The 10930-nt window shown below is 44.6% G+C and carries 5 protein-coding genes and 1 pseudogene; 5 read left to right on the forward strand and 1 reads right to left on the reverse strand.

All coding sequences use genetic code 11. The features are described from left to right. Positions 1 to 516: 516 nt before the first annotated feature. On the reverse strand, positions 517 to 3363 hold the full coding sequence (locus MKY98_RS12645) for an alpha-amylase family glycosyl hydrolase (RefSeq protein WP_069011470.1): 2847 nt from the start codon (positions 3361 to 3363) through the stop codon (positions 517 to 519). A 537-nt stretch (positions 3364 to 3900) separates the two neighbouring features. Between MKY98_RS12645 and MKY98_RS12650 the strand changes: the two genes are divergently transcribed. The 5 genes and pseudogenes from MKY98_RS12650 (at position 3901) to MKY98_RS12670 (ending at position 10639) form a co-directional block, all read left to right on the forward strand. Beyond that, entirely contained in the window at positions 3901 to 5997 is a 2097-nt protein-coding gene (locus tag MKY98_RS12650; RefSeq protein ID WP_081317572.1) for a starch-binding protein, read from the forward strand. A 221-nt stretch (positions 5998 to 6218) separates the two neighbouring features. After that, positions 6219 to 6335: pseudogene (locus MKY98_RS12655) on the forward strand (hypothetical protein); the annotation flags it as partial. A gap of 315 nt (positions 6336 to 6650) precedes the next feature. Continuing rightward, a complete protein-coding gene (locus tag MKY98_RS12660; protein WP_069011468.1) occupies positions 6651 to 9347 on the forward strand; it encodes a sensor histidine kinase in 2697 nt (898 codons plus the stop codon). Then, positions 9340 to 10047, forward strand: a complete 708-nt coding sequence (locus MKY98_RS12665; protein WP_029515325.1) for a response regulator — start codon at positions 9340 to 9342, stop codon at positions 10045 to 10047. Before MKY98_RS12660 ends, MKY98_RS12665 begins: the two co-directional genes overlap by 8 nt. A 259-nt stretch (positions 10048 to 10306) precedes the next feature. Then, positions 10307 to 10639 (forward strand): hypothetical protein, encoded by a 333-nt coding sequence (locus MKY98_RS12670; RefSeq protein ID WP_069011477.1) that lies wholly within the window; start codon positions 10307 to 10309, stop codon positions 10637 to 10639. Positions 10640 to 10930: the final 291 nt, after the last annotated feature.

Here is a 10930-nt window from a genome sequence, read left to right on the forward strand (position 1 = left end):
CGCGTTACTGTTCCAACAGGGGTTTCCTTATTTCCCAAGGAGCTGCCCACGCCTCCCCGAAGCTGGGTAGAACACGTCTATAATATTACGTACTGGGAGAAAGCGAATAAAGGCGGTCATTTCGCCGCTATGGAAAATCCTAAATTGTTTGCCGACCATCTAAATCATTTTTTTCATTCATTAAGCGTCTGATAGCCTCTATCCTTCGGGGAGCAATGCAGGGGGGATAAACAACAACGGAATGGACAAGAGAGCAGGGTACGTGCTCACGCTTTATCAGTTCTAGGGGCGGGATAACCGCTAATACTTGATGGTTGTTGGTCATTAAATATACGGAAGAATTTACGCACATAGAAGCTGTCGTTGGGGCATCTTGGTTCACTCCCATCCGTTAAAAATTTAGTTCAGAGCAATATCCTGACTCTCTCTCTTAGATATACTTTTTAATTGGAAGCAACCTTAGCACAGTGCAATACCGAACTGAGGTTGCTTCAGTTATCTAAGACATACTACCGTTTACTTCAGATAGGTTCCCGTTTCTCCAATTCCACCTCTACCATTCAATACATATACCCTTGCATTTCCTTTGCCGGAGCATGTCAGGGTAATCTTGCCATCAGTAACGGTTTTGGAATCACCGGTCACCGCATCCACATAGGTTCCGTTCGGAATTCCGGTAAACGTGGCGTTTCCTGAAATCGTGACCAATGCAAAGCTGTCAATGCCTTTGGCACTGTCGGTATATCTTCTCTTAAACGCCAGATTGCCCGACACATTCTCTGTGGAATACTGGCCTTTTTGCAAGGCGGGAACAGCTCTTCTGATTAAATTAAGCTGTCTGATATGTTTCGCCAGAGGATGGTTGAGCGATTCCGCAAGCGTGCCAGTAGCATTTGTGTATTTGCCGTAATCTTGTACCGTAACATTGCCTTCCACGTGATCGCCGAAATATGCTCGTCCCGTTTTGCTTAGCGGTGCGTTTGGACCTGTATCAATAGTTGCCCCTTTTTGAAACTCGATTTCGGAGCCGTAGAAGATAGCGGGTATTCCGCGGAAGGTGAACATCAGATCGAGATTCTCAGCCCAAGTGTCCTGTGTGCCCGCGAATCTTTGATTTTCCGGAGCCTGGTCAGGAGCATAGTCATGCGAGTCGACATAGGTTACATTCCACGTAGCATCATTATAGTATTGGTCGCCACTTCTCATATTGAATGCTTCATGCGCGGTCTTGAATGCCCAATGCATTGGAAAATCAATCACATCCATGCCCGATTTCATCGAATAGTCAGGCGTATGATAGGTATTTCCGTTTAAGAGAGCATTGTTCGAGGTTGGCTGTCCTGCTGTAGTAGAGTTGTCCGTCCACTCTTGTTCAACTGACGCTTTATTGGAGGCGTAGTCATTCTTTCCATCGCCTGGATACGATTTCGAGCTTTTCCAAGTATAGAATGGCGTCGAGATCGCCGGAATTCCACTGTTCCAAACATCTCTGTAACGTGTGGCTACTTCTCCAAAAATATAGAAATCCGAGCCGCCTCTTGTTTTCCAGGCAGGAATATAGTATTTATTGAAAATATACCGGCTCACATGCTTCACCGTATCGACACGGAAAGCGTCAACACCCATGTCAATATAGTGATTGTAGGTATCAATTAAATATTTGTTAACTGCAGGGTTTTCCGTGTTCAAATCCACGCAATCTCCCGCTATCTGACCAGTCTGAACCGTATAGGATTCCCAGGAAAGACTTTTCTCTGTATGGTAAATGTTATTGTTCGTTCCCTCGTTCTTCATTAAGGCGAGCCTTGCCTGATACTGCTGATCGGGTGTCATAGTATCATAGTTTGGTGGCAGCTTATCCGTAGTTTTCACCAAGTTGTTAGCAGTATCCGGTTTAGCCGGATCTTTCTTGAACATGGGGTACAGATTCTCTTCACCGAAATTACCCGTATGATTGACGACGATGTCCTGAATAACCTTCAGCCCTTTGGCATGGGCTGCATTGATCAAATCCTGATAAGAAGCTCCCGCCGATTCATACCGTGGGTCTACTTTGGCAAAATTTAAAGCATGGTAACCATGGTAATCATAACCGCTGGCATTTTGCACAACAGGTGTAATCCAGATGGCGCTGAATCCGAGGGCTTTGATATAATCGAGCTTTTGAATCAGCCCCTTAAAGTCTCCTCTCCAAGCCGGGTCCGAATCTGGATTGCGCGCCTTTCCATCATCCCATGCGTGCACGTTGTTGCTCGGATCACCGTCATAGAACCGAGAAGTAATCACGAAATAGATGGTGTCTTCCCGAAAATCCTTCTTATTTCCAATATTATAAACAAAGCTCTGCTTGGTTTGATTACCAGCGCCGTCTATAACGAGAAATTTTAATGTCGTAGTCTTGGAGATAAGAATAGACGGTCCAGTCAATCCGGTCAGCGCGTTGCCGAGAATATAGACTTTTGAGCTTGTGGTTGGTTCTGTACCATCCTCCGTATAGTATGCCTTGGTCGTTGCCGCCTTGTTATCTTTCAGGTTAAAGGATACAGTCACCGAGGAATCAGAATGCCCGGCAGGCAAATTCGCTGTGATTGTCGGAGCTTGCAGATCTGCATTCAGGTCAATTACATAATCAAAAGAGGATGCATTTCCAGTTTGCCCGATTGAGTTGATACCGAAGGCCTTAATGGTCAAAGAGGAAGCAACTTGGATTGGAGAGGTATACAAGGTCGAGGATGTCGTAGGTGTCGAACCATCTATCGTATAGTAAATCTTATCATCACTGTTGGTGCTGGAAAGCGTCACCGTTTGGGACGAATCATATGTTTTGGGTACAGGAGAGGCGGAAATCGCCGGAATTTTAGGCATTTCCGGGCTGACATCATACCATGTGTTATCTGTGTAATACCAGCCCTCTTTCACACTGCGGGACAAGTCGGCCGTTTGTTTGCCGCTACTGTCATTGAAAATGAGGCTTGAGCCTGTGGCATCGGCAATGGTGTAGCTGTACCAGTCATTTCCATCCGACTTCATCAGGATTCCCGGCCACGCCCCGCTTATCGGAACGCTTGCCGGATTCAGGTTCCAGTAATGGATTCGAATCGCTGAATTCCAGCTTGAAGGTTTCTTAAAGTGAACCGTTAACCCAGTTTGAGTTGATTTAGTTGTTGTGGTAGGTGTATACGTTGCGGTAACGGTAGACGTGATCGAAGCGGTTGTCGATGGAAGAGCAGTCGCTGTGGAATTCGTGTAGGTGGCTGTATAATCGTTGTTACTCGAAGCTACGCCGGGTAAGCCGAAGAAGTTGAAGCAAAGCGATAAAATAATCAACCAAGAAATAAAACTCCCAGTTTTTTTTCTTAGCAAGTTAACAACCTCCTGATAATATTTAGTGGAATGGATTTTGCAACCGGTTGCATTAAAAGTAAAAAAAAGAAAGGCATTTATTTGGATAAAATAGATTCATTGATCGCCTCCTCCATGGTATGTAGGGAAATAAATCATTGTACGCGCTTACAAAAGAAAATATGAAAAAAACATCCACAGGGCACTATGCCAATGATTTTTCCTTTTATGATTATATCAACCATACTTTTACTAGTCAATGCAATTGCAGGGACATTATTCAAATCTAAGAAAACCAGTTCGTAATTGAAGTCAACGTCCAAAAAGTCTTGAAGGCACAGTGAATAATAATGAGGGGGAAAAAAGGCCGTTGGAAATTTATCTTTAATATAAGCATTGACAAATTGTCAAATAAATGAAATCATGTCGTTGAGCTCAATTATGTGCAAACGATTGCCCTTTTTGGAAGCGTATACATGTTGTTTTGCCCTCTTTTATTTACTCCTAATCTCTCAAGAGAGGTTGGTTGTAAAATAAAATTTAAAAGGAGAGTTTAGTATGAGGAGGAAGACAAGCCCCATCTTGAGGCGTACCTGGAGTATCGTTCTCTTTGTCGTATTGTTGTTGCAAACGAATGGCTTTACTCCCGAAGCACAGGCGAATGCCGATGTTCGGCAGTTAGGAGGTTCGGATGCGAAGCTATCGGCTGTCGCAAACTACGAACTCCCGGAAAGAACGAAGGATGGTCTTATTTTTCATGCGTGGAACTGGTCTTTTGACAACATCACCAGGAACCTTCCGGAACTGGCTCAGGCGGGATTTAAAGCGGTGCAAACTTCGCCAATCCAAGCCAGCAAGGAAGGGTTGACAGAAGGCAGCAAGTGGTGGATTTTGTACCAGCCCATCAACTTTAAAATCGGCAACTCTCAATTGGGAAGCAGGGATGATTTCAGACAGCTTTGCCAGGAAGCGGATAAATACGGCATAAGTATCATTGTTGATGTTGTCGCCAATCATACGGGGAATGCGGGCGGTGGAAATCAGCAGTATCAGCCGGCGCATAATGTTGATTCGGCAATCAAGAATAACAGCTATTTCTGGCATGAGGCCAGAGGTGTGGAAAACTGGAATGACCGTTGGCAAGTCACACAGTGGGGAATTGGTCTGCCCGACCTCAACACGTCTAACCAGGAATTGCAAGATATCATTATCGGCTTCCTGAATGACGCCATTTCCTTGGGCGCCGACGGCTTCAGATTCGACGCCGCCAAGCATATTGAGTTGCCCAACGATCCGGGGGGCTCCAACTTCTGGCCCCGGGTACTGGGTTCGTTAAACAATAAAGATAGACTGTTTAATTACGGAGAAGTGCTTCAAGGTGGAGCTGACAACTTTGCCGGCTATGCCAATTACCTCAGCTTGGCCGCCTCCAGCTATGGGGACAGTGTCAGAAGCGCCGTTGGTTATCACGGTGGCATCAATGTTGATGCGGCCAAATCTTTTAACGCTAATAATGTAAGCCCCTCCAAATTAGTTACCTGGGTCGAATCGCATGACACTTATGCCAACGACAACAGCGAATCGACGGGGTTGAACGATTGGCAAATCAAAATGGGCTGGGCAATCATCGCCTCCCGGGCGGAGACGACCTCTCTGTTCTTCAACAGACCGACAGGAGGTGGGAAATTTGCGAATCGGCTCGGCGATGCGGGGAATACGCTCTGGAAGGACCCGGACGTCGTTGCCATTAACAAGTTCCACAATGCCATGGTAGGTCAAGACGAATACATTAGGACGCAAGGGAATCAAATTATGCAGGTTGAACGCGGTACCAAAGGCATGACGATTGTGAATCTTGGAGGCAATGCTCAAATCAACTCCCCTACCAGACTGGAGGACGGCGTTTACCAGAACAAGGCCAATGGCGGTGGATCGTTTACGGTGTCGAACGGCAGAATTACCGGCCATCTGGACGGAGGCAGGATCGCCGTACTGTATAGCGCAGCGCAACAAACTCCGTCAGTATCCGTCGATCCTGGGGAAGGAGCCTTTTTCACAGATTCTGTTAACGTGAGAATGAACTATTCCAATGCAGACTCGGCAACGTACACTTTGAACGGGGGGCCGGTGACTCCGTTCAGTTCGGGAGATATGGTCAGCATTGGCGCTGGAACTCCAATCGGATCGACGTTTGTTCTGAAAATAGTCGCCGCGAATTTGTCTGGTCAAACAGAGAAGATGTTCAGATATACGAAGGAGGAACCGAGCTCGGGCATGACCGTTCATTTCTACAAGCCTTCCGGCTGGGGAGTACCGAACATCTACTACTACGATGATTCCGTGACTCCGCTCAGGGAAGGCTCAGCTTGGCCGGGCGTGGCCATGCAGAATGAAGGCAACGGCTGGTATGTGTATAGAGCCCCGGACTGGACGCAGGCGAAGGTCATATTCAACTCAAATGGAAATCAGATACCCGGATCGCAAATGCCTGGATATGCCGTAAGTGGCGAGAGATGGATCAAGGAAGGACGGATTACTCCGCAAAATCCCGATGGGACAAAACCGACGGTTACGATCGATAAACCGGAAGGAACATTCCAAGGGGATAGTCAGGAAATCACGCTCAATTACACCGATGTCGACAGTGGTACTTAGAGACTGAACGGCGGTTTTTTACTACCGACCACAAACTAACGATAGGCACGGGTGATCTGCCCGGTGCCCGCTATACGCTGGAAGTGACAGCTAGCAACGCTATAGGGAAAACGAACAATAGCTATACTTTCGCCAAAGCACAAAGCCCAAGCGAGAAGATGTTGACTTCCAAGAAAGAAAATACAGCTGGGTCGGGAGGTCCAGGGGAGCGGCTTGTATGAATGGCTTTTGGGAAACCTATCTCATTGCATGAATTCTTTTACCCGCTAATGCAAGGTTGCGGCTCGGTCGTTTTGCAATGCAATATTGAGCTTGGCGGTTCAGATCAGCATTTGTCGAGGGACAAGAACATAGTCCTATTAAAAGTCGCTATTTTGGCGGCTTTTTTTGTTGTATAGGCTTTTCAAAAAAACTGAAACTTATTTAAGTTCGCACTTAGCCAGCTTTAGAAAGTTTTTTATATTATTTTGCTGCTATCCTTCCACTGAGAAAGCTAGTATAGAATCAGGATTTTGAGGCTTCTTTAAGGATGTTATTACATAAGAACGGATCTTAATACAATCTTAATGCTGTAGGCAAATTCGTAATACGGTACTGATTTTGCCCATGATATACTAAGGATTGAGAGATATATAATAGAGGGTGGGCACAGGATGGCAGCAAAACAGAACGATGCCGAGTCCATATTTGATCAAATTACTGACTTGCCGGTAAGGAAAAGAAGAGGAAGATTGAAGGTTTATGTTGGATATGCACCAGGTGTTGGGAAGACCTGTGCGATGCTTAGCGACGCCCACGAAGAGCAAAAAGAGGGTATAGATATCGTAGTTGGATATATTGAACATTATGCCCGGCCATACACTGCGGCGCTGTTGGAAGGACTTGAACTTCTTCCTTACATCAAAATTTCAAATAAAGAATCCTCAACTAAGGAATTTGATCTGGACCAAGCGCTCCAGAGAAGCCCTGACCTTATATTATTGGACGATTTGGCCCATACCAACGCGGCAGGATGCCGACATAAAAAAAGATATCAAGATGTGGAGGAGCTTCTTCGCGAAGGAATTCATGTATATACGACGATGAATGTTCAACAGCTCGAAAGCCTAACGGATATTGTTTACTCCATTACTGGCATTTCCGTTGACGAACGCATACCGGACAGTGTATTTGACAGTGCTGATCAGGTGGAATTAGTCGATATTGAACCGGATGATTTAATAGGACGTTTGAATAGGGGAAAGATTTATCCTGAGGAGGAGAATACACAGGCTCATTTATTTACCAAGGAGAAGCTGACGGCTCTACGTGAAATTGCTTTGCGTAATAGAGCAAGTCAGTTAAACCGAATTGCGGAGCAAATCAGTGAGCAGGCGATAACAAATGAATCTGATACGAAAGAACATATTCTGGTCTGCCTGTCTTCGGCTGCTTCCAATAAGAAAGTGATCCGAACAGCAGCAAGAATGGCGGCAGCTTTTCATGGTCATTTCACCGCGTTGTTTGTGGAAACACCAGAAGCGAGAGAATTGACATCAAAAAATAAAGCGGAGTTAAGGGAAAACCTTAGGCTGGCTGAGCAAATGGGTGCACAAATCGCAACGATGTATGGAGACGATATTCCAGGACAGATTTCCGAATATGTCAAAACAAGCCATGTATCGAAAATTGTCCTAGGACGCTCCCCTTACAAGAGAAGAGGGCTTGCAAAATCCAATGTAATGGATAAACTAACGGCCTTGCTTCCTAATATTGAAATCTATATTATCCCCTATACTCAGTCCTCCTTATATAAAAGATTGCCTTTTTACGAAAAATACCCAATGCTGTCGTTGGCAGATACTATCAAGACCATTGTTATCTTGACTGTGTGCACAATTATTGGCTTGTGGTTTAAGTATTTGGAATTCCGAGAAGCTAACATTATCACCGTGTACATTCTAGGGGTTTTGTTAAATGCAATTGTGACCAAGGGCAGAATGTATAGCGCCATTTCTTCGGTTATGAGTGTACTTGTGTTTAATTATTTCTTTACCGAGCCTTATTATTCTTTACAGGCTTATGATTCAGGCTATCCGGTCACCTTTCTGGTCATGCTGGCTGCTTCTTTCATGACGAGTACACTAACTATGCGAGTTAGAGAGCAGGCTCGGCAGTCCGCGCAAAAAGCTTACCGTACCGAGGTGCTTCTGGAAACAAGCCGGAAATTGCAACAGGCCAAAGACTCTCCGGCTATTATTAATGAAATGGCGCATCAAATGGTGAAGTTGTTGGACAGAATGGTCATTTTCTATTCAGTTGACCAAGGGGAACTGTCGGCGCCGCAGTTTTTTCCAAAGAAAGAATCTGCAGTTGATCCAGGGGTCTACACAGGAGGCAACGAACGTGCAGTTGCAGAGTGGGTATATAAAAACAACAAGCGTGCAGGAGCTACGACGGATACTTTTTTTGGCGCTAAGTGTCTATATCATGCGGTGCGTGGAGGAGATCAGGTTCTTGCGGTGGCAGCTATTGTAATGGATGAGGAAGAACCTTTAGAAGTTTTTGAAAATAGCCTAATGCTTGCCATGCTGGGAGAATGCGCGCTGGCGCTGGAGAAAGAAAAACTGAACGAAAGACAACAAGAGATCTCCATGCAAATCCAGCAGGAGCAACTCCGTGCCAGTCTGCTTCGGTCCATTTCTCATGATTTACGCACTCCTCTTACCAGCATCTCAGGCAATGCGGGGATTCTTCTTGGAAACTCAGAGGTACTAAACGAGGAACAAAAAAAAGGTCTATATACGGATATATATGACGATTCCATGTGGCTGATCAATTTAGTAGAAAATTTGCTGTCCATTAGTCGAATCGAAGGTGGTACTCTAAATCTTAATTTTCAGGCAGAATTAATGGAGGAAGTCATTTCGGAGGCTCTGCTTCATGTGAATCGCAACAGTGTGAAGCATGTCATTCAGACGGAATTGGATGATGAATTGATGATGGCTCGAATGGACTCCCGACTTATTGTTCAGGTATTGATCAATATGATTGATAATGCAATCAAGTATACCCAAGATGGCTCTCACATCACGATTTCCGCAAGACACGAAAGACATATAGTCGTTGTAGAAATCTCAGATGATGGCCCCGGTATTTCTTCAGAAGAAGTCAAGGTCAGACTGTTTGAGATGTTTTATACGGCAGACAACATTCATGGGGACGGACGCCGTGGATTAGGGCTGGGGCTTTCTCTGTGCAAATCAATTGTGAATGCTCATGGAGGTACTATTGGTGTTAAGGACAATGTCCCTAAAGGGACGATTTTTTATTTTACCCTGCAAGCTGAGGAAGTGAATGTTCATGAATAAACCTTTTATCCTTGTTGTGGAGGACGATAAACCCATCCGCAAGCTGATTACGACAACCCTGGAGACACAGGGTTATAAATACCATACGGCTGAAACAGGGGAAGCATCGATTTTAGAAGCAGTATCCAAGCAGCCGGACCTAATGATTCTGGATTTGGGGCTGCCGGATATGGACGGTGTAGATATCATAAAAAAGCTTCGTGCATGGTCGAATATGCCTATTATCGTGGTCAGCGCACGCAGCGAAGATCGGGATAAAATAGATGCGCTGGATGCTGGAGCGGACGATTATCTAACAAAGCCCTTCAGTGTAGAAGAACTGCTGGCCAGACTTCGAGTCAGTTTACGAAGAATTCGAAATGACAGTGATAAGCTCCTGAAGGATGCTTCCAGCTTTATTAATGGAAATTTGAGAATTGATTATGCAGCAGGATGCGTATGGATTGGTGAAGAAGAAATTCACCTGACCCCAAGCGAATATAAACTGCTTTGCCTGCTGGCAAAACATGTAGGCAAAGTACTGACCCATAATTTTATTCTGCATGAAATCTGGGGCAGCCACAGCTATGACATTCCTGCCCTGCGTGTGTTTATGGCAACGCTGAGAAAAAAAATAGAAAAAACATCATCACAAACTAAGTTTATTCAAACACATATCGGAGTTGGTTATCGTATGCTTCAGGTTGGAGATGATGGCTAGGTAATCATATTATAATGATGTAATTAGAGATCATGCTCTTTTGGAGCATGGTCTCTTTATTTTTCATCTGTCATCTAAATCTTAAGGTGATCTTTATACCTATATGAAAACCCTAATCCTAAACTAATGGTGAAAATGTTACGCTGAATTCGGAAGTAGAGAGGATAAGGAGGTTTGGCATGTGAGATGGGCACTCCCATGTTCGTCTGTTTCATCGGCTAAGCTGTCAACTGAGTGGAAAGGGAAAGAGGTATGGGGAATGAATGAAATTTTAACAATTGCGGGTCTGATCTCAATTGTGCTGGCGGTGCTGTATTTCGTTAAAAAAATATATGATTTTATCGATTTGCAGAAGTTGACACGGAAGGATATCTATGAGAACTATGATATCTATAAAGCAGCTCAGAAGTTTGCTCTCGGTACACCCGTCGATGAGATCAGAGAAATCCTGACAAACAGCTATGAGTTAGACGATAACCAGGTTGAAGAGACAATGCTTTTGGCTCTTCCTCATCGGCACGATACCGATGGTGGTTATCTTGCCTTTATCAAGGCTGTAAATCGGGTGCTGGAACAAGAGGTTTACAGTTAAACGTTAGTAAGAAGGAAAAATATGAATTGTTAGGCCGAGTTACTGGTGTTTGCTCCCAATTTGGCCAGAGAACAATTTCTACAAGTGCTGAGTGAAGGAGAGAAATTATTTGTTGCTTTGGCATCCAATCCTGATCAACAACAACATTTGTAAGAATTAGGAGTAGAAAATGTTATTGAAAGCTTAGAAGGCTTATTCCACTTGTTGAAGACGGAGTGAGTCTTTTTTACATGCTAAAAATTCAACTACAATAAGCAATTAAAAACGGCAAGTCGATGTATGCAAAGAGGA

Source organism: Paenibacillus sp. FSL M8-0228, from assembly GCF_038007385.1.
Lineage (GTDB): Bacteria > Bacillota > Bacilli > Paenibacillales > Paenibacillaceae > Paenibacillus > Paenibacillus polymyxa_D.

Bases quoted from the DNA above. Each gene is read 5' to 3' on its own strand.
- MKY98_RS12650 (WP_081317572.1), top strand. From the start codon at position 3,901: ATGAGGAGGAAGACAAGCCCCATCTTGAGGCGTACCTGGAGTATCGTT.
- MKY98_RS12660 (WP_069011468.1), top strand. From the start codon at position 6,651: ATGGCAGCAAAACAGAACGATGCCGAGTCCATATTTGATCAAATTACT.
- MKY98_RS12665 (WP_029515325.1), top strand. From the start codon at position 9,340: ATGAATAAACCTTTTATCCTTGTTGTGGAGGACGATAAACCCATCCGC.
- MKY98_RS12670 (WP_069011477.1), top strand. From the start codon at position 10,307: ATGAATGAAATTTTAACAATTGCGGGTCTGATCTCAATTGTGCTGGCG.